Source organism: Haloferax sp. Q22 (assembly GCF_001482285.1).
Lineage (GTDB): Archaea > Halobacteriota > Halobacteria > Halobacteriales > Haloferacaceae > Haloferax.
This window is the reverse complement of sequence record NZ_LOEP01000008.1, coordinates 29,273-53,296: the sequence shown is the minus strand read 5'-3', so window position 1 is coordinate 53,296 and position 24,024 is coordinate 29,273. Positions and strand designations below refer to the sequence as shown.

The window sequence follows — 24,024 nt, the reverse complement described above, 5'->3', positions numbered from 1 at the left end:
TGGAGTGAGCGATCCTCTGGGAAATCCAGTTCGCCGCCCCCACTCATACAGAGCCCACTGGACTTCGGTCCAGTGGGCTTTTTTCATTTACGGCGAGCGGCAATCGCTCGCGCACTGCACAGACAGCGACCGCTCCCTCGGTCGAGACAGCGAAAACGCCCGAGAGTGGCAACGCTCTCGTCGAACGCATCGGTTCCGCCGACACCACTCGCCTTCGACCGTGATGGTGTTTCGGCGGGATCCGGACAGTCGTTCGACTCGAAACTCGACGAAATCGACAGACGAAAGCCCGATTTCGAACACGTTGATTGGGGTGAAATTCAGCGAAAACCGGGGTTACGATTCTCCCCTTTTACCGTATCTGGGTTAGAAGGGAGGGTTGCATGCGCGGCAGCAAACACCTTACCGTAGTCATGGTCGTTGCGATGCTCGCCGTCGCGATGGTCCCCGGGACCGTCGGTGCAGCGAGCACCGATGCCCTCCAGGTCGGCGTCACGCAGGACGCCGACACGGGCGACGCGACAGTGACCGTGACACGGAACGAGACGGCCGTCGAGAACGCGACGGTCGTCGTCGAATCGAGCGGTAACTACTCCGGGAACGGAACGTACACGACGGGCGCGAACGGCACCGTCGACCTCCCCAACCCGCAGGAACGCGTGAACGCGACGTTCACCGTCACCGAGGGGAACAACACGACCGCCACGTCCGTCGTCCTCGTCCCGCTCGACGAGTCCCTCGACATCTCCGTCGAGGCTGACGACGCCAACGACACGCTCATCGCCACCGTCACCCAGTACGGCGACGCCGTCGAGGGCGCATCTGTCATGGTCAACGGGAGCGCGTACGACAACGGTACGTACGAGACGGACGCCAACGGTACCGTCGAGGTTGCCGAACCGACGACCACGACGAACCTGACGTTCGTCGCGATGGACGGCGACCTTACTGCTGAGACGACGGTCGCAGTCGAGGCCGACGACCTCACCGTCACCGCCGAGGTTGACGACGCCAACGACACCGTCATCGCCACCGTCACGCAGGACGGAGAGCCGGTCGAGAACGCATCGGTTCAGGTCAACGGAACTGACTACGCCGACAACGGCACGTACGAGACGGACGCCAACGGCACCGTTGAGGTCGCCGAGCCGACGACCACGACGAACCTGACGTTCGTCGCGACGGCCGACGGCCTCTCCGCCGAGACCACGGTCGCGGTCGAGGCTGACGACCTCAACGTCTCCGTCTCGCAGGACGAAAACCAATCGGTCACCATCACCGTGACCGAAGACGGCGAACCCGTCGAAAACGCCTCGGTCGCGGTCGAGGGCAACTACACGGACGCGGGCGAATACGAGACGGACGCGAACGGTTCCGTCGAACTCATCGCGCCCCTGCAGAGTGTCACGGTCGACGTGACCGCCGAGTACGACGGCCTCAACGCCGAGACGAGCGCCACCCTGCAGGGTGAGGTCGCCGAGGACGACCCGTTCGGGCAACTCGTCAGCAGCTTCGTCGAGCGACTCAAGGACACGGGTACTGACGGCCCGCTCGGACAGGCCGTCTCCGACTTCGTGACCCAGAACAACCCGGGTAACGCCGACGACAAGCGTCCGGACCACGCCGGCCCGAAGAACAGCAGCGACGACGCTGACGGCGAGGAGGACGCTCCCGGAAACTCCGGCAAAGCCAAGAACGGTAACGCGGGTGGCCCGCCGGAACACGCCAACAACGACAAGGCGAGCGACGAAGACGACGAGGAGACCGCCGAGACCGAGCAGGCCGACGCCGAGGATACCGAGACCGACGATGACGCTGACGAGGAGTCGGATGACGCTGACGAGGAGTCGGAAGACGATGACGAGTCCAACGGTAACGGCAACGGTGGTGGCCCGCCGGAGCACGCGAACAACAACTAACTAATCGAACACGGGTTCCCACGCAGCAAGCGTGGGTTTGGGTTTCACCCTTCGCACGCGCCCGGGCGGGTACTGTGGACAGAGGCACCCCCCACATCCCTTACGCCCCCGACCGTGGTTGTCAGAGCCCAACGGTCGGGCTACTCACTCGCCCGACGCGACTTTTTCTGTGGAAACGTCACCGAGCGCGCCGACGAGCGCCGGGTCGACGCCGAACCGTCGAACCGCGAGCCGTGCGCCTGCGACCACGAGGTCGTCGTCGACGCGAGCGGGCACACCGCTGGGATACCACGCCGAGTCGTCGGATGCGCGGACGTTCGACCGGAGCGACTCGCGGAGCCGATGGTGTGCGAACAGCGTCGAGACAAACGCGAGCGACGCCGCGAGCGTCACGCCGCCGTCGTCGAACTCCGCGTCGGTCGCTTCTGTTCTGGCCGTTTCGAGCGCGCCGGCGACTGCGAGCGACTGCCTCGCGTGGTCGTCGTCGGTGAGCGCGCGGCTAAGCGCGGCGTCCTGAATCTCTCGAATCGCGCGTTCTGCCGTCGGGTCGGTCATCGGAGGTGAGACGGAGTTAGCTCACGCGCCGTCGAGCGGCGGAACGCGGAGTGTGTGGTCCACGACGGTTTCGTCCGGTCGCAGCGTCACCGTCCCGAGGAACACCGTCTCGCCCTCGGCGGCGTTGGTCGCCACGGTCTGGAGCGTCGCTCGCTGGTCGAGTTGTTCCCAGGTGACGCGTTCGACGAGGCGCTGGAACGCGTCGGGGTCGGTCCACCCCGAATCGATATCGGACGGGACGTTGACCACGAACCGGAGTTCGGTCTCGGTGACGTGGATGCCGACGCGGAACGTGTCCCCGTCGGTCGAATCGTCCGGCGAACGCTCGGTGGCGGCCGCGTCGAAGTCCGTGCTTGACGCGGGCGCGGTTTCGCTCGCCGTCTCGTCGGGGTCGGTCATGCCCGGCTGTCGGAGACGTGGAGACAAAGATGCACCGGACGTGAGCTGAAAGGCAAACCACGAGCGCGTCGTCACCGACGCCTCGGCGTGACCCGGCTACCACGTGCCGCGAACCCGGTGACGGAGCCGCGTTTCCGGCGCTCGAACCCGGGCGTCGAGTGCGGGGAATCACCGTCCTCGCCCCCGATAGCGTGCGAATATCACGCATGCAGAGACGAACGTCGAACGGTTATTAGCGTTCGAGACACCAGTCCGACCAACGAATGAGTTACAAGATCGGTCTCGTCGGAAAACCGTCCGTCGGGAAGTCGAGTTTCTTCAACGCGGCGACGATGAACGACGTGCCCGAGGGCGCGTACCCGTTTACGACCATCGACCCCTCCATCGGCGAGGCGTACGTCCGCGTCGAGTGTGCGGCTCCGGAGTTCGACGAGTCGTGTACGCCCTCTGTTGGCTACTGCGACCACGGAATGCGATACGTCCCGGTCAAACTCGTCGACGTGGCGGGTCTCATCCCCGGCGCGCACGAGGGGAAGGGCCTCGGGAACCAGTTTCTCACCGACCTCAACGAGGCGGACGTGCTCGTCCACGTCGTGGACTTCTCCGGTGAGACGGACATCGAAGGCGAGGCGACGGAGGGCCACGACCCCCGGGAGGACATCGACTTCCTCGAGAACGAACTGGACATGTGGTACCTCGGCGTCCTCGAGAAGGGCATCGACCGCTACCGCTCGGGCTACCACGGCGAGGACAAAGACATCGAAGTCGACCTCGCGGAACAGATGTCCGCGTTCAAGACGAACAAAGACGAAATCAAGCAGATCATCCTCTCGCTCGGCTTGGAGCTCGACCCCGACGAGTGGGACGACGCAGACAAGGAGTCGCTCGCCCGCGAGATTCGAAAGCGGACGAAGCCCATCATCATCGCGGCGAACAAGATGGACAAGCCGGTTTCCCAAGAGAACTACGAGGAAATCACGGCCGACGCCGACTACGAACATCTAACGTTCGTCCCGACCTCGGCGCACGCGGAGAAGGCGCTGAAGAAGGCCGACGAGGGCGGCGTCGTCGACTACCGCCCCGGCGACGACGACTTCGACATCGTCGGCGACGTGAGCGACGAACAGGAGGCGGGTCTCGAACAGATTCGCGAGTTCGTCGCGGAGTTCGGCGGCACGGGCGTCCAGCAGTCGCTCGAAAACGCGTTGTTCGACGTGATGGGTGCCATCGCCATCTTCCCGGGGAGCGCGAACGGCAAGAGCGACTCGCAGGGCGTCTTCCGGGACTGCTTTATCCTCCCCGAAGGCTCGACGACCGAGGACTTCGCGTACCACCTGCACTCGGACATCGGCGACGGCCTCCTCCACGGCATCGACTGCCACTCGAAGCGCCAAATCGGTTCGGACCACGAACTCGCACACCGGGACGTGGTCGAAATCGTCTCGACGAACTGACTCTCTCGGACGCCAACCGCAACACCGTTATATCCGTGGCTGTAGGACCCGGGTATGGGTGAGGCCGAAACGACGGCCGCGACACTTGACGTCGAGATTGGGGGTCTCGGCGGCGAGGTGACGCTGGCCGACTTGTTCCCGTCGCCGTGGGTCGAGTCACATTGTGAGGCGGCATCGATTAGTGAATTCCTCGAAGAAAGCGGTTTCGCGGTCGCAGACCAGGAGTCCTTCGAGTCGATACCGGCCCACGAGTTGGACCGGTACGTCGACGCGAACACCGAGTTCGACGACTGGCAGGCGATGCTCTCCGCCGGCGTCGAGCGCTACGTGCTCGAACAGGCGGGGGCCGACGACCCGGACGCTGACGCGGTCGCCGAGGTTGACGACATCGGCGAAGTCGAGGCGGTCGAGGGGAGCGACTCGGCGGAAGCCGAGACGGAAGACTCCCTCGAAGCCGGCGTCTGAACGCAGACGCGGGCGACGGGCCGGGAGACGGGAAGGGACCTCGGCTCAGGGAGTGCTGTTCTGTCCGGTGTCTTCGACGAGCGCAGCGCCGCGAGCGAGCGCGTCGTCCCACCAGTCGCATTCCCGAGCGTCGGCTACGGACAGCGGTGCTGGGGGTTCTTCGGGTCGGTCGCCGAGGTCGAGACTCCACCACTCCACGTCGTGCCACGCGTCGTGTTTGTAGCCGACGCGCTCGAAACGGCCGACGCGCTCGAAGCCGAACGACTCGTGGAAGGCGATGCTCGCGGGGTTCGGCGTCGTGACGACGGCGACGGCCGAGACGTAGCCCTGCCGTTCGAGCAGGTCTAAAAGCGCCGTGTAGAGACCGCGGGCGACGCCGCGGCGCTGGAAGTCCGGGTGGACGTAAATCGAGGTCTCGACGGCCCACTGGTAGGCGATGCGCTCTCGAATCGCTCCGGCGTAGGCGTAGCCGGCCACCTCACCGTCGAGTTCGCAGACGAGCCACGGGTAGTCGGTCTTCTTCTCCAGTTTCGCTTCGAGGTCCGCGACGCTCGGCGGGTCGTAGGCGAACGAGATCGCGGTGTCCTCGACGAACGGCGCGTAAATCTCCCGAATCGCGGGGAGGTCGGACGCCGTCGCCGCGCGGAGGCGGACAGTCATGACTCAGGTAGGGTCGCGCGAAGAGAAAGATGCGACGATGGCAGCCGGTCTCGCAGATGACTCGACTCAAGGTCGAACCGGCGCTCAGTCGCTCGACGGTGCCGCGTCGAGGGCGTCGGCGACCGCCCGCGCCCGCTCGCAGATGTCGTCGGCGTCCACGCGTACGTGTTCGCCTCCGTCGTAGAGCACGTCGCCGTCGACCATGGTGAACACCACGTCGTCGCCGTGGGCGGAGAACACGAGGTGCGAAAGCACGTCGTGCATCGGTGTCGCGCGGGTGAGGTCGGTGTCGATACCGATGACGTCGGCTTTCCATCCTTCGCGGAGCTCGCCGACCCGGTCGAAACCGGCGGCCTTCGCGCCGTTGCGGGTCGCCATCTCGAAGACGGTCGCGGCGGGTGTACTCGTCGGGTCGAGCGCGTCGACTTTCTGGAGGAGACTGGCCTGCCGCATCTCGGTGAAGGGGTCGAGCGTGTTGTTACACGGCGGGCCGTCGTTGCCGAGGGCGACGTTGATGCCGCGGTCGAGGTAGTCCGGAATCGGCGCGATGCCCGACGCGAGCTTCATGTTCGACGACGGGCAGTAGGTGACGTGCGTACCGGTCTCGGCGAGCACTTCGCGCTCGGACTCGTCGGTGTGGACGCAGTGGGCGAGCACCACGTCGTCGCCGGTGATGCCCACCTCGTCGAGCCAATGGATGTTCCGCATGCCCGTCTCCGCTTCGACGGTGGCGATTTCGTCGCGGTTCTCGCTCGCGTGGGTGTGGATGCGGACGCCGTCGTACCGGTCTGCAAGTTCGCGGACGCCCCGCAGACACGCCTCCGAGCAGGTGACGGCGAACCGGGGTGTGACGGCGTACTGGATACGGCCGCCGAAGCCGTCGTGGTAGCGCTCGATGAGGCGTTCGGACTCGGCGAGGCCCGCGTCGGTGTCTTCCTGTAGTCCCTCGGGCGCATTCGTGTCCATGAGAACCTTACCGATGCGTCCGCGGATGCCCATCTCGCCCGCGGCCTCGAACGCCTCTTCGGCGTGTCGGACCGAGAGGTGGTCAACGACGGTTGTCGTCCCAGACTCGATGCATTCGAGATAGCCGAGTTCGGCGGCGACGCGCATCCCCTCCGCGTCGAGGCCGGCCTCCATCGGAAGCACGTGGTCGAAGAGCCAGTCGAGAAGCGACGTGTCGTCGGCGATGCCGCGGCCGAGCGACTGCACGGAGTGGACGTGCCCGCCGACCAGTCCCGGCGCGATAACGTCGAACTCGCGTCGCACGTGGTCGGGATACCGCTCTGTCAGGTCCGCGTGCTCTCCAACCGCGGCGATGCGGTCGTCGTCAACGACGACGGCTCCCTCTTCGATGATAGTGGACGCGTCGGCGACCACCGTTCCCGCGAGTAACATCCTCGTGCGGGTAGACGACCGGGCGTAAAATAGGTGGTGTCCCGGTCGCTGTCCGAGGTTGGTTGGAGTGAGGTTGCGGTCGGCGGTGGTGGTGTGGATGGTCGGGACCGATTCCGCGGGGCGAGTGGACCCCGCGTCACTCCGATTCTCACTCCGTTCGCGGCTTCCCTCACTATCACGCTAGCATATGCTAAACCTTCCTGACTCGAGCAATGTCACCCATGTATAGCTCGGATAGAACCCTGAACACACCCCGACGAGATTAGTACATGCTAAGTCCGTTCGCGATAGAGCGGAGACCGAATGCGTGAGTTCGAATTCGTCGTTCGCTTTTCCGAGGGCACCGACGAGCTGATGGACCTGTTTTACGAGTATCCGAGTCTGCGGTCCCGTTCGTCAGTCTGTTCGTCCACCGAGGACGTGATGTGGCGGGTCGACCACGTCGTCGGCACGCCGGAGGCGCTGTCGGCGTTCGAGGGGGTGTTCCTCGACGAGACGCGGTGCAACGAGTGTCTCGACGCGCCCGACTGCCACACCCACCGCGACTACCACGTCCTCGACCGGTCGGGCAACTCGATGACCGTCTACACCTACCGCGAAGAGGTGAGCAACTGCCACTCGATTCCACGGTACGTCCTCGAACACGTCGGACCGGGCGTCATCTTCGAGTCATCCCGCCGTGCGGGCGCGTACCGCTGGCGTATCCTCTACCCCGGTGACCACCCGCTCGGCGAACTGTACGAAACCATCGAGGCGCAACTCAGAGAGGGCCTGCAGTTGGATGTCGAACACCTCACGAGCGCCGGCAACTGGGACGCCGAATCGCGAATCGCGGCCGACCTTTCGTCGGCCCACTGGGAGGCGCTCGAAACCGCCGTCGAACACGGTTACTACGAGCGCCCGCGCAAGGTGACCGTCGAGGACCTCAGCGAGGTGCTCGACGTGCCGCGCTCGACGGTTCAGTACCGACTGCGAACCGCCGAAGACCTCGTGATGTCGAAACTCGGCGACCGGAATCGGTAAGGAATCGACGACGCTCGGAAGCGAACGTCGGCTAATCCGAATCGTCGTCAATTTCGAACCCGAACACGCTCGCTACCGCTCGCGGTTCAAGATTGAGAGAAGTGCTCCGTCAGGGATTCGAACCCTGGTCATCACCGTGAGAGGGTGATATGATTGGCCGGACTACACCAACAGAGCACGTTGGTACATCACCAGATATTGCTCGCGATTGTAAAAGGTTGTCGCTTCAAATCGGGTGTGATACCGACTGCCGTGTTGCGATTAGACGACCTGCTCGCCCTCGCGATACACCTGCTGGACTGTCCGCCACGCGCCCGCGTCCTCGCTCGGGTCGGCGTCGAGGACGACGAGGTCCGCGACATAGCCCTCGGCGACCTTCCCCACGTCGTCCAGTCCGAGGAGGTCGGCGCCGCCGACAGTCGCGGCTTCGAGCGCCTCGGTAGGCGAGAGACCGTACTCGACGAGCAGTTCCATCTCGCGGAGCGCGTTCTCGCCGTGGTCGTTGAACGGCGTGCCCGCGTCGGTCCCCATGGCGATTTTCACGCCGGCGTCGAGCGCGTGTTCCCACGCGCCTTCGAAGCGCTCGGCGGCGTCTTCGGCCTTCGCGACCGCCTCGGGCGGGATACCGGCCTCGACGCCCGCCTCGACGATTTCCCGAACCGCTGAGGCCGTCGGCACCCAGTACGTGCCGTGGTCGACCATGAGGTCGGCGGCCTCCTCGTCCATGAACATCCCGTGTTCGACGCTCGAAATCCCCGCGCGGGTGGCGTTTTTGATACCTTCCTCGCCGTGGGCGTGGGCCGCGGTCGGGACGCCCTTCGCGCTCGCGGCCTCCACGAGGCCGCGAATCTCCGCCTCCGTGAACTCGGGCGCGCCCGTGACCGCGCCGGTCGTGAGGACGCCGCCGGTCGCCATGCACTTCACCACGTCCGCGCCGCGTTTCAGTTGCTCTCGGGCGGCCTTGCGAACCTCGTTCGGGCCGTCGGCCTCCCGACCGAACCAGTGGCCGTGGCCGCCGGTCATGGTGATGTTTTCCCCGGCGGCGAGGACGCGCGGGCCGTCGAGTTCGCCGTCGGCGACTGCGGCCTTCGCACTCGTCGCGAGGTCGCCGGGCGAACCGAGGTCGCGGACGGTCGTGACGCCCGCTTCCAGCGTCTTCCGGAGATTGGCCGCCGCTCGATAGCAGGCGCGTTCGACCGGTTCGGACTGGTAGGCGGCCACGTCGGGGCGGCCGTCCATCATGAGGTGGACGTGGGCGTCGACGAGCCCCGGCGCGACGACCGCGCCCGAGAGGTTTCGTGTCTCGCCTTCGGTCTCGTCGCCGACGGACGCGATGCGCCCGGTCGACTCGTCTATCACCACGTTCGCCTCGCGGGCCCCGTCGGCGTCGACGACCCGCACGCCGGTCAGCGTGAACATGGCTCTCTCAACCGGGGGAGACGACGTAAAGACGCGGGTGTCGGCGAGGTGGAACCGCCCGACTGCGGGGCGTTCGAACGCGACGAAAAACGGACCGACTTACTCGGGAACGACGTCGCCGACGGTGACCGCGTCGCCGACGGATAGCGTCTCGCCCCACGACGACTCCGGGACGGCGGTGTTAACCATGAGTCGGAAGTCGTGGTCGAACCAGTCGCCGCCGGACCACTCGGGGAGCGTCTCACGACGCTTCGTCATGAACGTCGTTCGGAAGTCGGGCGTCACCTCACCCGTGTCGGGGTCGCGGCTTGGGACGACACAGCGCTGGCAGGGGTTGACGCCCTCGAAGGCCGCGGCACCGATAGCGAACTCGACGACCGTCCCGCGCCGGTCGAACAGGTGGTCCTCCCAGAACGGTTCGGTCGCGTCTAAGACGAGGTTCGGCCGGAGGCGACGGCGCATCTCGACGGCGTCGACGCCGTCGAACCACGAGGCGACCGCTTCGAGCGTTCCCGTCGAGATGACTGTCGGCCCGCTGGCCTCGGTATCGTCGGGAAACCCGCCGGCGGGGTCCCGTCGGAGTTCGACCGGGTAGCCGAAGTACGCCGAGAGCCAGCCGTCGGCATCGTCTATCGAGCCGTCGTAGTCGTCCATCTCGGGTGCCGAGAGTTCGACCGTCCCGTCGGCGAGCGAGACGGAACTCTGGATTCGGTGGACCGCCCGCTCGCGCTTCCCGTTGACGTACTCGCCGTCTTCGTCGAAGATGGCGTACTCGCGGTCGCCGCGAAGCCCGCCGTTCTCGACGATATCGGCGGCATCGACGAACTCGGCGTCGAGCGATTTCACGGGGTAGATGGCGATGCGGTCGAGCGTCACGGCCGCCGCGCCGGCGGTCGCGCCCGCTCCACCCTCGGCGACGGCTGAGGTGTTATCGTCAGTCGGGCTCCCGTCTGTCATCTACTCCTCACTTTCGTCCGTCTCGTCGGACTCGTCATCCGCGGTCGCGTCGGCGAACAGCTCGGCGATGGTCTCCTCGTCGACGATTTCGTAGCCCGCCTCGGAGACGGTGACGAGGTTCAGCTCGTCGCTCTCGATTTCGTCGTCGGCCGCGACGAGCGCCTCGACGGCGAGCGCGAGGCCGTCTTCGAGCGACAGATCCTCGGCGTACCCGTCTTCGAGGGCGGCCTGCACGTCCTCGCGGTGGCCGCCGATGGCGACCGCCTTCCACTCCTGGGGCGTTCCGGACGGGTCGGTCGCGAAGAGGCGGCCCGAGCCGTTTTCGACGCCGCCGATGAGAAGCGACGCGCCGTACGGGCGGGTACCGCCGGACTGCGTGCTCTCTTGGATGTTGTCGGTGATGGTCTTCGTCAGCGTCTCGACGCCGATGGGCTCGCCGTAGCGCAGGTGCTCGCGCTGGGCGGTCGTCCGCGCGAAGTCGACGAGCTTCCGCGCGTCGGCGACGTGGCCGGCCGTGGCCGCGCCGAGGGCGTCGTCGAGCTTGTGGAGCTTCTCGATGCTTTCGGCTTCCATGAGTTCCGACGGAGTCGACCGGAGGGCCGCCAGAACGACGCCGTCGGCGGTGCGCACGCCGAGGACCGGCGCGCCGCGCTTGACGGCCTCGCGGGCGTACTCGACCTGATAGATGCGTCCGTCGGGGGAGAAAAGCGACGTACCGCGGTCGTAAGCCTGCTTGTCGTTTCGGTTCATCGTGCAACCTCCTCGCTCGCGTCGGCGACGTTCGTCATTACTCTTCGGTCAGTTCCGGAGGCGGAAAAAGCCTCCACACCCGGCATCGGTGTGGGGTTCACGCTCGAATCGCCGGGCGAACCGCCGATTTCAGCCGAATCCGGCGGGTCAACGCCCGTTGTTTACTCCTCGACCACGTCTGCGTCGGGCGCGTTCCGCTTCACGCTCTCGATTCCCTGCTTCGCCTTCTGTTTCGACGCGTAGCCCTCGCCGGAGTCGGCGAGGATGTTCCCGTTGTCGTGGACGAGTCGCCACCGATACTTGTCCGCCGCGTCGACGAACACCTCGAAGTGCGCCTTGCTCATACAGAACAATTCATATCAACGAAGTAAATATTCTTGGTGGGATTCCCGGACGACGGCCGACCTGTCGCAGAGATTAATTCATTCACCACCATACTAGTATTCACTAGAATGTGCTAGAATATATAAGAAATATTTAAATTAATTCTAAATACAAGTTCAGAGAAATTTATGTATCTGTCTTCCACTCGTTCGTACGTGAACGAACGTCTCGATGATCTGAATGTCTCCCGTCGAAATCTTCTCCGAACGGTTGGGACAGGATTTGCGACTATTGGTCTCGCGGGTGAAGCAACAGGACGCAACCCTCCCGGGCGATACATCGTCGGTACTCGCTCGAAGGAGGGAGTTCGAGCTGCGAAAGCGCGCGCGAACGCGGTGGACCGAGAGTTAGATTTCGGTGATATTGGATTCGCCGTCGCAGGGCGTTTCCCACAGGAAGCACTGGACGCCCTCCAATCGCACCCCGACGTCCGATACGTCGAACCGGACGGCCGCGTGGAAGCGGTCGCTGAAGAACTCCCGTGGGGTATCGACCGGGTCGACGCTGAGGTCGCCCACAGCGCGGGCGAAACCGGTTCCGGTTCGCACGTCGCAATCCTCGACACCGGTATCGACGCCGACCACCCGGATCTGCAGGCGAACCTCGGTGACGGATACGCGGCCGAAACGTGCGATTCCGGTTGTTCGGCCGCCTGGGGCGACGACAACGACCACGGAACCCACTGTGCGGGTATCGTCGGTGCCGTCGACAACACCGACGGTACCATCGGCGTCGCCACCGAGGCAACGTTACACGCCGTCAAGGTGCTCGGAGAGTACGGGTCTGGGACGTGGTCCGGCGTCGCAGACGGTCTCTCGTGGGTCGTCGAACGCGGGTACGACGTCGCCAGCATGAGTTTCGGCGCGGCGTCATCGTCCAGCACCCTCCGGGACGCCTGCCAGTACGCGTACGACAACGGCGTCCTCCTCGTCGCCGCGACGGGCAACGACGGCCCCTGTACCGACTGTGTGGAGTATCCCGCCGCCTACTCGACGGTGATTGCAGTGAGCGCAGTCGGCATGGACGACGACCTGTCCTCGTTTTCCTCTACTGGGCCGGAAGTCGAACTCACCGCACCGGGGACCTACATCTACTCGACCATCGTCGACGGCTACCAGTACTACTCCGGCACCTCGATGGCGTGTCCGCACGTCGCCGCCGCGGGGGGCCAGCTGATGGCGAAGGGATACACCAACACCGAGGCACGGACGCGACTTCAGGAGACGGCAGAGGACCTCGGCCTCTCGAGTTCAGATCAAGGGTACGGACTCCTCGACGTGGAAGCGGCAGTCGGAGCGAGCGACACCACCGACACGGCAGTCGTCGTCTCGACGGACACGGCGACTGATATCACCGAGGCGGCGGCGACGCTCGGCGGAACGCTGACCGACCTCGGCGGCGCGAGTTCCGCGGACGTTGCCTTCGACCACCGGAAACAGGGCACCACGTCGTGGTCGACGACTGCGACCCAGACGGTTTCCTCGACGGGAAGTTTCACAGCGACGCTGAGTGGTCTCGAAAGCGGAACGACCTACGAGTACCGGGCAACCGCCACCGCGAGCGACGGCGACACCGACACCGGTTCTACTGTGACGCTCGAGACGACTACCGACCCGAGCGTCGTCGTGTCGACAGATTCGGCCACGAACGTCACCGAGACGGCGGCCACACTCGACGGAACGGTCTCTGACCTCGGCGGCGCGAGTTCCGCGGACGTTGCCTTCGACTACCGGAAACAGGACACCACGTCGTGGTCGACGACTGCGACCCAGACGGTTTCGTCGACGGGAACGTTCAGCGAATCGCTGAGCGGCCTCGAAAGCGGTGTCACCTACGAGTACCGGGCAGTCGCCACCGCGAGCGATGGTGATACTGACACCGGTAGTACGGCCACGTTAACGACCGATGCCGCCGCTTCGGAGCTATCGCCCCCGACGGTCGAATCGTACGCTGTGAGTGAAGCGGGCAAGCGCGACCCACACGCGGAGATGACAGCGGACTGGACCGTCGCGGACGTCGACGGTGACCTCGCGACCGTCGTCGTGGACGTACTCGATAGTAGCGGGTCCGTGGCCGATTCGGCACAGTCGTCTGTCGGTGGCGACAGGGCGAGTGGGTCGGATTCGTTCAAACTCAAGAAAGTCGGGTCGACTACCTTCGAGGTCCAACTGACGGTCACCGACGCCAGTGGCCGGAGCGCAGTACGGTCAGAACACGTCAGTTCCTGAGGGGGAGACGACCGCTAGGACTGCCCGTCAGCTCCTATGCGGCGTCTTGTTCGAGTTGTGCCGATTCGATTTCGAAGAGTTTCGTGTCGCAGTCGTCACAGCGAGTGACGACCACCTCCCACGACCGACAGCAGGACGAACGCGTCTCTTTCCCGAACGCGACCGCCCCGCCACAGTCGGGGCACTGTTCGAGGTAGATTCGGAGACCTCTGGCGAGTGCACTCCGGGAATCGGGGCTGAGTGCCTCCCAGTCGGCGACTCGGTCCGCGAGAACCACGTCGGCGGCCATATCCGCGGCTAGTGCCGCCTGTGACTCCCACCTGCCGATTTGGTCACCATCGAGTCTGGCGACGAACCACTCGCCGGCTTGCGCCGTCGAGATGCGCGATTGGTCCACACCGATTATCGAGGCCAGTTGGTTCCGCACCGCCGACTCGTCTGTGCGCTCGAGTTCGTCGCTCCACACACTCTCGAACGCCGGCGTCAGACACAGGTCTTCGATGTCTTCGCATGGTTCGAGTGCGCCGGTGTCTTGCAACACCGCTTCGACGTCGAGGTCGGTGTCCTCGTCGACGGCGACGGCGAAGGCGGGTTCGGGTTCCTTGTCGAACCACCGGAGGACTCGGTCGGGGAAGTACGTCTTCGTGAGTGTCGGCGTCCCCGGCACGAGGTAGCCACGGGTGTAGATGACGGCCACGAAGAGGGCGAACGAAACCACCACAAGCGGGGCCCACACGAGGCCAAGCACGAGGCTCGCGACGGCCGCAATGGCCACGTTGACGATGGTACATGGCGTGCATCGATTCTCACCGGTGTATTCGGGCTGGCGGAATCTGTCTACGATTGCAAAACGTGTCATATTGTCAATTGTTGGATTCGTCTCTAGTTCGACGTTGAGACCGATAAAGTTGCGTGCGAGAGACACTTCGTCGTGTTCTCGCCGTGGTTCACTCGACTATCCGTTCGAGGGTTTGTTATCGAGGGTTTCGTCCACGCAGACGCGGAAGGTCACGTGACTGACCGCCGTCTGCCGGCCGTTCTTCGGGTGCTCGTTCGCGCAGAGTTGGCCGTCCCACTCATCGGTGATGTCGTTACCGTTCGCGTCCGTAATCTTCGACGGCGCAGTGCTGGAATCCATCGTTCCGCACGGCCACGTGTAGGTGTTGCCAGCGTCTTTGCCGCCACCACCCTTCACGAACACTTCGAAGACCGGGAAGGTCGATTCGAAGTCGAAGCAGACGAGTTCGTCACCGTCCTTGTAGGTCGGGTTGGTGAACCTGACCTGTCCGCCGTGACAGTCGAGCCACGTATCGAACAGTATCTCGTTCCGATCGTCGTCGTACCACTCGAACTTGCAGACGTCCGTGAAGTCGTCACAGATGCAGTTGAGCGGACCTGCGGACTCCGTCTCGTCGTCGAAGACGACTCCATCGTAGGAGTACTCGACGTAATCTGGCTCACAGCCACATGGCAGACCTGAGAGGTCGACGGTCGCCGAGGGACTGCTCGCCGACAGCGTGGCGGTGTATTCACCATCGCAGGTCACGTCGAAGTCGTGCCCTTCGGTGTCCTTTTTCGTGTACACTGTCGCCGTGACGTCACAGCCTTCGACGAGGCCGGTACCGCTGACGTCCACTGCGTCACAGTAGAACGTCTCCTCGAAGGTCGGTTCGCAGTCGAGTTCAGAGGACGGGTAGACCGTGTCAACTGGCTCGCCACTGGCCGAGTCACCCTCGTACACGTCGACTTTCGTTGGCGTGCAGTAGCACCGTCCAACGTCAGACAAGTCGATACTGGCGGACCACTTGCCGCCGCTTGCGTTGACAGTCGTCTCGTAGTCCGCGCATCCGTCTTGGTCGAACGTGGTGACGATAGTGACTGGGCAACTACCGACGCCATCTCCGCTGAGGGAGATGTTCGAGCATTCGATGCTCGAATCGGTCACGGAGACCTCACACGGTTCGTCGGTCGGATCCACATCAACTGTCTGCGACCCGGCGTCGTATTCGAACACGACTCTGTCGGGCGTGCAGTAGCAGTAGTCGGTGAAGTCGTGGGTCCACCCATTGCTCGCGTTGAGTTCGACCGAATCGGTGGGCGAACACTCGTCGAAGTAAAGGGTTGCGTTGACCGGGCAACCCTCTATCATCTTGTCGGTCACGCTGGCGGTCACCGTACTGCAGTCACCGGTCGCCTCAACTGTGGGTTCGCAGAACCCTTCTGCGAGGCCGGATTGGAAGCTGTCGACGAGGACGTTTCCACCCGAGTCCGTCAGCGTCATCTCTGTGGGTGTGCAGTAACAGCGTCCCACGGCAGTCAGGTCGATACTGGCTGTGACGTTTCCGTCACTGTCGGCAGTGAACGATTCCGAGTAATCGTCGCAGTCGTAGAAGCTGACCGTGAGCGTGACGTCCTCGTTCGCGGGTAGTCCAGTCACGTCTATCTCAGCGGTCGTACACGTCAGGACTTCACCGCTCGGCGTCGGTCCGCCGTTGCCGTCGCCACAGTTGTACCTGACCGTGATGTGGCTGATGTCTTTGCCGTCCTGTGTGCACAGTTGGCCGTTCGAGTCTGTTCCGAACTCCGATAAGCGCGTACAGGACTCTGCTCCTGAACCTGCCTTCAACGCGATATCGTCTAGTTCATCGTTCGAGTCGGTCCAACTGATGCAGTCTTCGCTCTCGCGCGTGACGGTGATGCTCGTCCCGGGGACGGTACACGTCTGACCCACCCCGAGAACGCTGTCGTCGATTTTACAGTACGAACACGGGTCGTCGTCAGAGGTGGTAAAACACGCACTCGACCCACCGCCGAGTCCCTCACAACTACACTCCTGTACCGTCGCACCTGCCGCCCCAGCATACCCACCGAGCACACCGACGGCCCCGACGGACTTCATCACGTTCCGCCGCGTTATCGGTACGTATCCACGTTTCTTCTCTGTCTCCTCTGTGTCGTCCGGTTTCGTCGTTGTATCGTCCATTTTATTATCTTTATTCTGATAGTGTCTCCACTCCAGGCACTATGCTCCGCCACCACAGCCCTGCCAGCTCTATGTACTATCGCATAACCAGCGTACAACGGACTCTTAAGAAGGTATATGCAAATTAATTGAAATTAACTTCAGATTTGTCTGTATGTTATCGTATTCTGATAGTATATGTGTACTGACTGAATGCGAATCAGCTTGATTAATAATTCGTCGTGTGGACTACAACAAAACACCGTGAGGTGTCGAAAACGAACCATTTTTTCGGAACTCTCCCGGTTCGAAGTCTCTCCGAACGACCGGACTGTCGTTCGTTTCTGAGGGAGGGGGCATCCTCATATCAGCTGGGAACCCCTCTCTAGGTGTTATGAGTTCACGCGAGGAACAGCACTTCGAGGAAACCGACGTTCAAAGCCGGTTCGACTTCAAGAAGGAACAGAAGGCCGCGTTCGTCGCCGAGAAGGGACTCACCGAAGAGACTGTTCGGGTCATCTCCGAGGACAAGGGGGAACCGGAGTGGATGCTGGAGCGTCGCCTTCGAGCCCTGCGGATGTTCCAACAGATGCCGATGCCGAGTGGGTGGCCCGGGCAACCTGATCTCTCGGAAGTTGATGTCGACGCTATCGTCCCGTACATCCGCCCCGATGTCGAAGTCCGCGGCGGTGTCCGCGACTGGAACGACCTGCCGGAGGATATCAAAGACACCTTCGACAAACTGGGTATCCCGGAAGCCGAGAAGAACGCGCTGTCGGGTGTCGGCGCGCAGTACGAGTCCGAAATCGTCTACCAGAACATGCACGAGGAGTGGGAGAAGTCGGGCGTCATCTTCATGGATATGGACAAAGCTGTCCGCGAACACCCCGCCCTCGTCGAGGAGTACTTCATGACGAAGTGCGTCCCCCCGAGCGACAACAAGTTCGCCGCACTCCACGGCGCAATCTGGTCCGGCGGGTCGTTCGTCTATGTCCCCGAGGGCGTCACCGTCGACATGCCGGTGCAGGCGTACTTCCGCATGAACTCCGCTGGAATGGGCCAGTTCGAACACACCCTCATCGTTGCGGAGAAGGACTCCGAAGTCCACTACATCGAGGGCTGTTCGGCACCGAAGTACTCCGCGTTCAACCTTCACTCGGGATGCGTCGAAGTGTTCGTCAAAGAGGGGGCCCATGTGCAGTATTCGACCGTCCAGAACTGGTCGAAGAACACCTACAATCTGAACACCAAACGCGCTATCGTCGGTAAGAACGGCCGCATGGAGTGGGTTTCGGGCTCGATGGGCTCGAAGGCCACTATGCTCTACCCCGCGACGATTCTCAACGGCCGCGGTGCCTCCGACAATCACATCACCATCGCCTTCGCCAGCGAAGGGCAAAACATCGACACCGGCGCGAAAGTCTACCACAACGCCCCCGAGACCAAATCGACTATCGTCTCGAAGTCGATCTCTCGCGGTGGCGGCCGCACCAACTACCGCGGACTCGTCCGTATCGCACACGGGTCGACCGATTCGTCGTGCTCCGTCGAGTGTGACGCACTGATGTTCGACAACGCGTCTACCTCGGACACGATGCCCCACATAGAGATTCACGAGAACAGAGTCGACGTCGCTCACGAGGCGACTGTGGGGAAGATTGGCGACGAGGACATCTTCTATCTCCAGTCTCGCGGACTCGACGACGAGGAAGCGAAACAGCTCATCGTCTCCGGGTTCATAGAACCCATCACGAAGGAGCTCCCCATCGAGTACGCCGTCGAACTCAACCGACTGGTCGAGTTGGAGATGGAGGGGAGCCTCGGCTAGGCTCGCGATATCGTATCTCACTCTGTTATTATCTCCCTTCGAAGCGTCAGATTACGCATGCCTTCCTACTCGATGACGGCACTCGTCGCCGTCTTTCTCGTCGGCCTCGTCCTCGGTGGTGTCGGTGTCACCTTCGTCACCCCCACGGAGACGGCTTCCTCCCCGACATCTTCGATAGCCGCCGCGACTGGGTGTCTCGTCGATGGCGAGACTGCCCCCTCGTCGTGGGCCGTCCGAATGCCCGCGGGCGAGCAGACGTCGTTCGCCTTCAATCGGACGTTCACCCACGACACGCCGAGCGTCAGAATCGACGGAGACGTCGAGATGGTCGCAGACGGCGAGTACGTCTACCACCTGACGACGAGTCCGGACGAAGACAGCGAGAAGACGCCATCCGAAGACTGCACGCCGCGGACGACGATGGACGCCGTGGTGACGATTCCGAGTGACTACGAGACGTTCACGGTGACGTTCGACGGCGAAGAGATGGTCACCATCGAGAACGACGGGTCGGGCCCCCTGTTCCGGTCGCTGGAAGGCTAGTCCCTATTGCTCGGGTGCCGGCCGCTTGAACACGAGCGCCGTCTGCCCGCTGTTCGCACCGGCACCGCGCGAGTCGGAAATCGTGTCCACGAGTTCCCAGCCGTCGCCACCGAGGGAGTTGAGGGCGTCCTCCATCGGAGAGGTATCGCCGCTGAACAGGCCACCGTCGGCCGTACGGACGATTTTGTACTCCCAGCGACTTCCAGCGTCGCTCACGATTGCACCTCGCGACGTTCGTAGACGACGAACGAGAATCCCTCCCGGTCGTCTCGGTCGGTCTCGACCCACTCCTCGCGGTCCCACTCGGGGAACCGCGTGTCGCCTTCGTGAGCCTTGTCGAGTTCGGTGAGAATCAGCCCCGCGGCGCGGTCGAGGAACTGTTCGTAGACGGTCGCGCCGCCGACGACGTACACGGTCTCGACGCCCATCTCGTCGGCCGCGTCCTCGGCGGCGGCAACCGCGGACTCGACGGAACCGACCGCCTCCGCGCCCTCGGGGAGGTCGAGGTCGCGGGTCGTCAGGACGACGCTGTGACGGTCCGGAAGCGGGCCGCCGAGCTGGCGGGCGATGCTCTCGTAGGTCTTGCGGCCCATCACGACCGGGTGGCCGGTCGTCGTCCGCTTGAAGTGTTTCAGGTCCTCGGGGAGGTGCCACGGCATGTCGCCGTCGCGGCCGATGACGCGGTTGTCGGCGACGGCGGCGACGAGGACGAACCGGACCGCGGCGTCGTCCTCGGGTTCAGACCCAGCAGGCTCCTCGCCGCTCATTCGGCCACCGCGAAGCGAATCCCGTCGGCGGGGTCGTAGTCGCGGAGGACGATGTCCTCGAACGAGAGGTCTTCGAGCGGCACGTCGGCCACGTCCAGCGTGGGGCGCTCGCGGGGCTCGCGCGAGGCCTGCAGGAGCAGCCCGGGAACGTGGTCGTAGTCCTCCTCGCCCTCGGCTTCCTCGGGTGCCGCGTCGAGGAGCCACTCGCGTACGTCGAGGTATCCTTCGGGGGACTCCACGTCGGCGAGGCGGGTCTGGAGTTCATCGAGGTGGTCGCCGTACCACGCGCCGCGCTCGCCGGTGCCGCAGTAGACGTGGGCGTCGACGATGGTGTGGGCGAACGACCCGAGTTCGAAGCCGGCGCGCTGGGCGACGACCTGCGCGAGGATGGCGTACGCCGCGAGGTTGAACGGGACGCCGAGCGCGATGTCGCCCGAGCGCTGGGTCAGATGGAGGTTGAGTTCGTCGCCCTGTACGTTGAAGACGAAGGTGTAGTGACACGGCGGAAGCGTCGAGACGGCCGCGTTCGCGGGGTGCCACGCGTTGATGACCAGCCGGCGCGAGTTCGGGTTCTCGTCGAGCGTGTCGAGGACGTACGCGAGCTGGTCGAACGTCCCCTCGTCGTTCATCCAGCGGTGGTCGTCTTCGGGCCACGCCTCGCCCGCAAGCCCTTCCTCGGGGACCGGGTAGCGCCGCCAGAACCGACCGTAGGCCGTGTCGAGGTGGCCCTCCTCGTCGGCCCACGCGTCCCAGATGCCCGTCTCCTCGCGCAGGGTGCGGATGTGTTCCTCGCCGGAGAGGTACCACAGCAGTTCGTGGATGAGGGAGTTCCAGCGGAAGCCCGAGAGGTCCTTGGTCGTGAGAAGCGGGAAGCCCTCCTGAAGATCGACGGTGTAGTGCTTCGAGAAGCCCGAGATGGTGTCTACGCCGGTTCGGTTGGGTTTGTGTTGTCCGGTGCCGAGAACGTCTGTCACGAGGTCGAGATATTGGCGCATGAGAGGTGTCCTGGTTGGGTGTTGCTCTCGGTTGCGAGTTCTTTCGCTTTTCGGCTCAGGTCCACAGCGCCCGCAACACCGAATAGCCCGCTTTTCGTACCTGTGCCCATGATTCGCAACCTCGCGCAGGGAATCCGAGTCTTCACGAGCAACGTCTTTCTCGTCGACGGCGAGACCACCGCGCTCGTCGACGCCGGCGCGAACTTCGACGTAGTGCCGAAGGTCCGTGAGTTCACGGACTCGCTCGACGCGGTGTACCTCACGCACACCCACCCGGACCACATCGGAAACGTCGACGCTGTCCGCGAGGCGTTCGACGTGCAGACGTGGGGCTACGACACCGGCAACCTCGCCGTGGACAAGCGCATCGACGACGGCGAGCGCGTCCAAATCGGCGACGACGTGTTCGAGGCGGTCCACACGCCGGGTCACAAGGACGACCACCTGTGCTTTTTCTCCCGCGGGTCGGGCGTCTGTTTCGCGGGTGACCTCGTCTTCGCCAACGGCGGATTCGGCCGGACCGACCTCCCCGAGGGCGACCGCGGCGCGCTCGTCGAGAGCATCGACCGCCTGCGCGAGGTGGTCGGCGACGACCTGACCGAACTCCACACCGGCCACGGACCGAGCGTCACGACTCGCCCGAGCGAAGACCTCGAACTCGCGGCGCGTGCGGCGCGGACGAGGTGAGTCACCCACTCGGCCTTGCCGCCGCTCAACCGGCCTCGACGCCGCCCAATCGCTCTCCTATCTGCTCGTGTAGCCGCCGTCGACGGTGAGCGCCTCGCCCGTCGTGAACGACGCGCCGTCGGAACAGAGCCAGACGACCGCGGAGGCGATTTCGTCCACGTCGCCGAGGCGGTTCATCGGGTGGAGCGACTCGATGCCCTTCCGGGCTTCGGGGTCGTCAAGGCCGCCCTCGCTGAGTAACGGCGTATCGACGAACCCCGGACACACCGCGTTGACGCGGACGCCCTGTTCGGCGTACTCGATGGCCGCGCTCTTCGTCAGTCCGAGGACGCCGTGCTTCGCGGCGACGTAGTGGCTCGCGTTCGCGAAGCCGACCTTCCCGAGAATCGACGCCATGTTGACGACGACGCCCCCGTCACCGTCGAGCATCGCGGGAATCTCGTGCCGCATCGACCGCCAGACGCCGTTGAGGTTCACGTCGATGACTTGTTGCCACTCGTCGAACGAGAGGTCCGCGGCCGGTTTCTGCGCGCCGCCGACGCCCGCGTTGTTGCAGGCGAAGTCGAGTCGCCCGTACTCCGAAACCGCCGTTTCGACCATCGCGGCGACGGCGTCGCCGTCTGTCACGTCCGTCTCGACGAACGTCGCCGTTCCGCCAGCCTCCTCGATGCGCGCGACGGTCTCCTCGCCTCCCTCGACGTTCACGTCGGAGACGACGACCCGCGCACCCTCGGCGGCGAACGCCTCCGCCGTCGCGCGACCGATCCCCGAGCCAGCACCGGTTACGACCGCGACTTCTGTGTCGAACTGAGCCATAGTACCTAGAGGAAGCAACTACCTGACAGATAACCGTTCGTGCGACTCTCACGTCGGAAGAACGTCGCGGACGCCGACCAGCGCGAAGGAGGGCGTGACCGTGGTTACTCTTCGTCTTCTTCGGGGACGGCGTCGGGGTGGAGGCCGAAGTAGCCCGGTTCGTCGCTCCGGGGGTCGTTGATGACGAAGTCCTCCTGATTGGCGACGATCCACGGAATCGTCCACTGGACGATGCGGTCTTCGGTCTCCTCGCTGAGGTCGTCCTGCGGCGACAGCCCCTGCATGAGGCGGGCGATTTCGCCCACGGTGTACATGTAGTCGGGGTCGAGGATATCCGCGGGTTCGTACAGGAGATACCCGTAGAGGGTGTCGAACTCGTCTTTCGGCTTGGGCATACTCACGCTTCTCGGCCGACGGGCAAAACCCCGACGACCGCGGGCGGCGGGTGACGGTCGCGGGGCGCGACAGTAGTGCGACTGACGAGCGCGCACATAGCCCCCGCACAGGCCTCGATGGCCCCATGAGTAGGCTTATCAGGCGCGACGCGAGACCCGAAACGATGAGCGACGCCGCCGCACGACTCGTCGAGACCTTCCGAGACTTCGGTGGGGACGACCTTCGAGACCTCTGGATTTTCGACCACCACGGCTACGAGCACCTCTATCTCCGGGCGGACGTCTCGGACGCGCTCGAATGCCTCGACGTCTCCCGATTCATCGACAACGAGCGATTCGGGTACGTCACGAGAGACACCTACGAGACGCTGTACTACGCGGACTACGGCTACACGGTCCGCGGATTCGACTCCTTCGAGCAGTTCCGGACCTTCGTCGGCGACCGACCGACCGGCGTCCTCGCCAGCTTCGACCGCGGGACGGACGGCCGAGACTTCGCCGCGCTGAACGACCGGGTCAGCGCGCTGAACGACGAGTTCGCCGGGGCGGAACTGTTCAGCGACCCGACTGCCCGCGACCGCCAGCCCTGAGCGGCGGACCGCACTCGCGAGAGACGGCTCTGACAATCCTCAGCACTCGATTCAATGCCGAGAGTGCCGCCGCTGGCAACGTCGCGTCCGAAAGAAAAGTCGGGATGTACCGGGTCTACTCGAAGAGTTCGACGGCCTGGTCGTAGCGGGCGGCGGGCTCGTCCCAGTCGACGACCTCGAAGAACGCGGAGACGAAGTCGCCGCGGGCCGGGCCGTAGTCGTGGTAGTACGAGTGCTCCCAGACGTCGAGCGCGAGGATGGGGTGAGAGCCCCAGAGTGCGCCCTGGTCGTGCTTATCGACGACGACGTTCCGAAGCTGGTTCGAGAACGAGTCGTAGACGAGAAGCGCCCAGCCGCCGGCCGCGCCGGCCGCCGCTTCGAATTCGCCCTTCCAGGCTTCGTAGGAGCCGAAGTCCTCGGCGATGCGCTCTGCGAGCGCGCCTTCAGGCTCGTCGCCGCCTTCCGGCGACATGTTCTGCCAGAACAGGTCGTGCAGAATATGTCCCGAGCCGTTGTGGGTGACGTTGCGCAGCGCGCCGGCGGACGAGCCGAACTCGCCTGCTTCGCGGTTCTCGGCGAGGGTCTCCTCGGCTGCGTTCCAGCCGTTGACGTAGCCCTGGTGGTGGGTGTCGTGATGCCACGTCAGCACCTGCTCGGAGATGTGCGGTTCAAGGGCGTCGTACTCGTACGGAAGCGGGTCGAGTTCGTAGCTCATAATGTGTAACCTCCGTATCACGGGTCGGGCGGAATCCTGTTAAAACTTGAGGAGAGGTATGCTAGCACAAACCACGGCGTGCGGGTCGCTGTCGGTCGATTTCTCCGATTCGAGA

General features: G+C 64.1%; 25 protein-coding genes and 1 tRNA gene. 9 read left to right on the top strand and 17 right to left on the bottom strand.

From position 1 onward, the window contains the following. Nucleotides 1–383 precede the first annotated feature (383 nt). Entirely contained in the window at nt 384–1,919 is a 1,536-nt protein-coding gene (locus AM590_RS03130) for a hypothetical protein (RefSeq protein WP_058826175.1), read from the top strand. 144 nt (nt 1,920–2,063) lie between these two features. Here the strand turns inward: AM590_RS03130 and AM590_RS03125 are convergent, their stop codons facing one another. Further along, complete coding sequence (locus AM590_RS03125; protein ID WP_042664399.1) at nt 2,064–2,474, bottom strand: hypothetical protein; 411 nt, start codon at nt 2,472–2,474, stop codon at nt 2,064–2,066. 21 nt (nt 2,475–2,495) lie between these two features. Next, nucleotides 2,496–2,873, bottom strand: a complete 378-nt coding sequence (locus AM590_RS03120) for a hypothetical protein (protein ID WP_058826174.1) — start codon at nt 2,871–2,873, stop codon at nt 2,496–2,498. 263 nt (nt 2,874–3,136) lie between these two features. Here AM590_RS03120 and AM590_RS03115 point away from each other — a divergent pair, with 263 nt between their 5' ends. Together AM590_RS03115 and AM590_RS03110 are read left to right on the top strand one after the other, a co-directional pair. Beyond that, nucleotides 3,137–4,327, top strand: coding sequence for a redox-regulated ATPase YchF (locus AM590_RS03115; protein ID WP_004974239.1), 1,191 nt, complete (start codon nt 3,137–3,139; stop codon nt 4,325–4,327). Nucleotides 4,328–4,381: 54 nt separating this feature from the next. Then, a complete protein-coding gene (locus tag AM590_RS03110) occupies nt 4,382–4,792 on the top strand; it encodes a hypothetical protein (RefSeq protein ID WP_058826173.1) in 411 nt (136 codons plus the stop codon). A gap of 45 nt (nt 4,793–4,837) precedes the next feature. Here AM590_RS03110 and AM590_RS03105 read toward each other — a convergent pair whose 3' ends face one another. Both AM590_RS03105 and AM590_RS03100 read right to left on the bottom strand, forming a co-directional pair. Beyond that, nucleotides 4,838–5,452, bottom strand: a complete 615-nt coding sequence (locus AM590_RS03105; protein ID WP_058826172.1) for a GNAT family N-acetyltransferase — start codon at nt 5,450–5,452, stop codon at nt 4,838–4,840. Between the two features lie 84 nt (nt 5,453–5,536). Beyond that, nucleotides 5,537–6,850, bottom strand: coding sequence for a 5'-deoxyadenosine deaminase (locus tag AM590_RS03100; RefSeq protein WP_058826171.1), 1,314 nt, complete (start codon nt 6,848–6,850; stop codon nt 5,537–5,539). Between the two features lie 303 nt (nt 6,851–7,153). On the opposite strand from AM590_RS03100, the gene AM590_RS03095 reads away from it, so the two are divergent. Further along, nucleotides 7,154–7,873 carry a helix-turn-helix domain-containing protein gene (locus AM590_RS03095; protein ID WP_042664384.1) on the top strand — a complete coding sequence of 240 codons (720 nt, stop codon included), beginning with the start codon at nt 7,154–7,156 and terminating at the stop codon, nt 7,871–7,873. A 102-nt stretch (nt 7,874–7,975) separates the two neighbouring features. Here AM590_RS03095 and AM590_RS03090 read toward each other — a convergent pair. From AM590_RS03090 to AM590_RS03070, 5 genes are all read right to left on the bottom strand, one after another. Then, nucleotides 7,976–8,050, bottom strand: a tRNA-Glu gene (locus AM590_RS03090). 84 nt (nt 8,051–8,134) lie between these two features. Next, on the bottom strand, nt 8,135–9,292 hold the full coding sequence (locus AM590_RS03085) for an amidohydrolase family protein (RefSeq protein ID WP_058826170.1): 1,158 nt from the start codon (nt 9,290–9,292) through the stop codon (nt 8,135–8,137). 99 nt (nt 9,293–9,391) lie between these two features. Next, entirely contained in the window at nt 9,392–10,249 is an 858-nt protein-coding gene (locus tag AM590_RS03080; RefSeq protein ID WP_058826169.1) for an MOSC domain-containing protein, read from the bottom strand. Then, entirely contained in the window at nt 10,250–10,999 is a 750-nt protein-coding gene (psmA2, locus tag AM590_RS03075) for a proteasome subunit alpha (RefSeq protein ID WP_058826168.1), read from the bottom strand. Between the two features lie 161 nt (nt 11,000–11,160). Continuing rightward, nucleotides 11,161–11,343, bottom strand: coding sequence for an HVO_2922 family protein (locus AM590_RS03070; RefSeq protein ID WP_058826167.1), 183 nt, complete (start codon nt 11,341–11,343; stop codon nt 11,161–11,163). A 375-nt stretch (nt 11,344–11,718) separates the two neighbouring features. On the opposite strand from AM590_RS03070, the gene AM590_RS03065 reads away from it, so the two are divergent. Next, nucleotides 11,719–13,611 carry a S8 family peptidase gene (locus AM590_RS03065; RefSeq protein WP_253805836.1) on the top strand — a complete coding sequence of 631 codons (1,893 nt, stop codon included), beginning with the start codon at nt 11,719–11,721 and terminating at the stop codon, nt 13,609–13,611. A gap of 34 nt (nt 13,612–13,645) precedes the next feature. Here AM590_RS03065 and AM590_RS03060 read toward each other — a convergent pair whose 3' ends face one another. Both AM590_RS03060 and AM590_RS03055 read right to left on the bottom strand, forming a co-directional pair. Next, nucleotides 13,646–14,386, bottom strand: coding sequence for a hypothetical protein (locus AM590_RS03060; protein ID WP_253805834.1), 741 nt, complete (start codon nt 14,384–14,386; stop codon nt 13,646–13,648). A 180-nt stretch (nt 14,387–14,566) separates the two neighbouring features. Beyond that, nucleotides 14,567–16,510 carry a hypothetical protein gene (locus tag AM590_RS03055; protein WP_157575415.1) on the bottom strand — a complete coding sequence of 648 codons (1,944 nt, stop codon included), beginning with the start codon at nt 16,508–16,510 and terminating at the stop codon, nt 14,567–14,569. Nucleotides 16,511–16,967: 457 nt separating this feature from the next. On the opposite strand from AM590_RS03055, the gene sufB reads away from it, so the two are divergent. Continuing rightward, nucleotides 16,968–18,401, top strand: a complete 1,434-nt coding sequence (sufB, locus tag AM590_RS03050) for a Fe-S cluster assembly protein SufB (RefSeq protein WP_058826164.1) — start codon at nt 16,968–16,970, stop codon at nt 18,399–18,401. Nucleotides 18,402–18,458: 57 nt separating this feature from the next. After that, nucleotides 18,459–18,944, top strand: a complete 486-nt coding sequence (locus AM590_RS03045) for a hypothetical protein (protein WP_058826163.1) — start codon at nt 18,459–18,461, stop codon at nt 18,942–18,944. 3 nt (nt 18,945–18,947) lie between these two features. Here AM590_RS03045 and AM590_RS03040 read toward each other — a convergent pair whose 3' ends face one another. Genes AM590_RS03040 through thyA form a run of 3 tightly spaced genes read right to left on the bottom strand, consistent with a single transcriptional unit; the run spans nt 18,948 to nt 20,706 of the window. Further along, nucleotides 18,948–19,160 (bottom strand): DUF4177 domain-containing protein, encoded by a 213-nt coding sequence (locus tag AM590_RS03040; RefSeq protein WP_058826162.1) that lies wholly within the window; start codon nt 19,158–19,160, stop codon nt 18,948–18,950. Next, the gene (locus tag AM590_RS03035) at nt 19,157–19,711 is read right to left on the bottom strand and encodes a dihydrofolate reductase (RefSeq protein ID WP_058826161.1); all 555 of its coding nucleotides are present in this window, start codon (nt 19,709–19,711) and stop codon (nt 19,157–19,159) included. Before AM590_RS03035 ends, AM590_RS03040 begins: the two co-directional genes overlap by 4 nt. Continuing rightward, a complete protein-coding gene (gene thyA, locus AM590_RS03030) occupies nt 19,708–20,706 on the bottom strand; it encodes a thymidylate synthase (RefSeq protein ID WP_058826160.1) in 999 nt (332 codons plus the stop codon). The genes AM590_RS03035 and thyA overlap by 4 nt, the downstream gene beginning before the upstream one ends. A 108-nt stretch (nt 20,707–20,814) precedes the next feature. On the opposite strand from thyA, the gene AM590_RS03025 reads away from it, so the two are divergent. Continuing rightward, a complete protein-coding gene (locus tag AM590_RS03025; RefSeq protein WP_058826159.1) occupies nt 20,815–21,393 on the top strand; it encodes an MBL fold metallo-hydrolase in 579 nt (192 codons plus the stop codon). A gap of 57 nt (nt 21,394–21,450) precedes the next feature. On the opposite strand, the gene AM590_RS03020 is transcribed toward AM590_RS03025, so the two are convergent. Both AM590_RS03020 and AM590_RS03015 read right to left on the bottom strand, forming a co-directional pair. Next, complete coding sequence (locus AM590_RS03020; RefSeq protein ID WP_058826158.1) at nt 21,451–22,209, bottom strand: SDR family oxidoreductase; 759 nt, start codon at nt 22,207–22,209, stop codon at nt 21,451–21,453. A 104-nt stretch (nt 22,210–22,313) separates the two neighbouring features. Next, complete coding sequence (locus AM590_RS03015) at nt 22,314–22,604, bottom strand: DUF5827 family protein (protein ID WP_058826157.1); 291 nt, start codon at nt 22,602–22,604, stop codon at nt 22,314–22,316. 164 nt (nt 22,605–22,768) lie between these two features. Here AM590_RS03015 and AM590_RS03010 point away from each other — a divergent pair, with 164 nt between their 5' ends. Then, nucleotides 22,769–23,194, top strand: a complete 426-nt coding sequence (locus tag AM590_RS03010) for a hypothetical protein (protein WP_058826156.1) — start codon at nt 22,769–22,771, stop codon at nt 23,192–23,194. A gap of 115 nt (nt 23,195–23,309) precedes the next feature. Here the strand turns inward: AM590_RS03010 and sod are convergent, their stop codons facing one another. After that, a complete protein-coding gene (sod, locus tag AM590_RS03005; RefSeq protein WP_058826155.1) occupies nt 23,310–23,909 on the bottom strand; it encodes a superoxide dismutase in 600 nt (199 codons plus the stop codon). Nucleotides 23,910–24,024 lie beyond the last annotated feature (115 nt).

Excerpts from the sequence above, each read along its gene's own strand:
- thyA (WP_058826160.1), bottom strand. The coding sequence starts at position 20,706 with ATGCGCCAATATCTCGACCTCGTGACAGACGTTCTCGGCACCGGACAA.
- AM590_RS03035 (WP_058826161.1), bottom strand. The coding sequence starts at position 19,711 with ATGAGCGGCGAGGAGCCTGCTGGGTCTGAACCCGAGGACGACGCCGCG.
- AM590_RS03025 (WP_058826159.1), top strand. The coding sequence starts at position 20,815 with ATGATTCGCAACCTCGCGCAGGGAATCCGAGTCTTCACGAGCAACGTC.
- AM590_RS03115 (WP_004974239.1), top strand. The coding sequence starts at position 3,137 with ATGAGTTACAAGATCGGTCTCGTCGGAAAACCGTCCGTCGGGAAGTCG.
- AM590_RS03020 (WP_058826158.1), bottom strand. The coding sequence starts at position 22,209 with ATGGCTCAGTTCGACACAGAAGTCGCGGTCGTAACCGGTGCTGGCTCG.
- AM590_RS03120 (WP_058826174.1), bottom strand. The coding sequence starts at position 2,873 with ATGACCGACCCCGACGAGACGGCGAGCGAAACCGCGCCCGCGTCAAGC.
- AM590_RS03055 (WP_157575415.1), bottom strand. The coding sequence starts at position 16,510 with ATGAAGTCCGTCGGGGCCGTCGGTGTGCTCGGTGGGTATGCTGGGGCG.
- AM590_RS03100 (WP_058826171.1), bottom strand. The coding sequence starts at position 6,850 with ATGTTACTCGCGGGAACGGTGGTCGCCGACGCGTCCACTATCATCGAA.
- AM590_RS03125 (WP_042664399.1), bottom strand. The coding sequence starts at position 2,474 with ATGACCGACCCGACGGCAGAACGCGCGATTCGAGAGATTCAGGACGCC.
- sod (WP_058826155.1), bottom strand. The coding sequence starts at position 23,909 with ATGAGCTACGAACTCGACCCGCTTCCGTACGAGTACGACGCCCTTGAA.
- AM590_RS03045 (WP_058826163.1), top strand. The coding sequence starts at position 18,459 with ATGCCTTCCTACTCGATGACGGCACTCGTCGCCGTCTTTCTCGTCGGC.
- AM590_RS03105 (WP_058826172.1), bottom strand. The coding sequence starts at position 5,452 with ATGACTGTCCGCCTCCGCGCGGCGACGGCGTCCGACCTCCCCGCGATT.
- AM590_RS03110 (WP_058826173.1), top strand. The coding sequence starts at position 4,382 with ATGGGTGAGGCCGAAACGACGGCCGCGACACTTGACGTCGAGATTGGG.
- AM590_RS03095 (WP_042664384.1), top strand. The coding sequence starts at position 7,154 with ATGCGTGAGTTCGAATTCGTCGTTCGCTTTTCCGAGGGCACCGACGAG.
- AM590_RS03010 (WP_058826156.1), top strand. The coding sequence starts at position 22,769 with ATGAGCGACGCCGCCGCACGACTCGTCGAGACCTTCCGAGACTTCGGT.
- psmA2 (WP_058826168.1), bottom strand. The coding sequence starts at position 10,999 with ATGAACCGAAACGACAAGCAGGCTTACGACCGCGGTACGTCGCTTTTC.
- AM590_RS03015 (WP_058826157.1), bottom strand. The coding sequence starts at position 22,604 with ATGCCCAAGCCGAAAGACGAGTTCGACACCCTCTACGGGTATCTCCTG.
- AM590_RS03070 (WP_058826167.1), bottom strand. The coding sequence starts at position 11,343 with ATGAGCAAGGCGCACTTCGAGGTGTTCGTCGACGCGGCGGACAAGTAT.
- AM590_RS03085 (WP_058826170.1), bottom strand. The coding sequence starts at position 9,292 with ATGTTCACGCTGACCGGCGTGCGGGTCGTCGACGCCGACGGGGCCCGC.
- AM590_RS03080 (WP_058826169.1), bottom strand. The coding sequence starts at position 10,249 with ATGACAGACGGGAGCCCGACTGACGATAACACCTCAGCCGTCGCCGAG.
- AM590_RS03130 (WP_058826175.1), top strand. The coding sequence starts at position 384 with ATGCGCGGCAGCAAACACCTTACCGTAGTCATGGTCGTTGCGATGCTC.
- sufB (WP_058826164.1), top strand. The coding sequence starts at position 16,968 with ATGAGTTCACGCGAGGAACAGCACTTCGAGGAAACCGACGTTCAAAGC.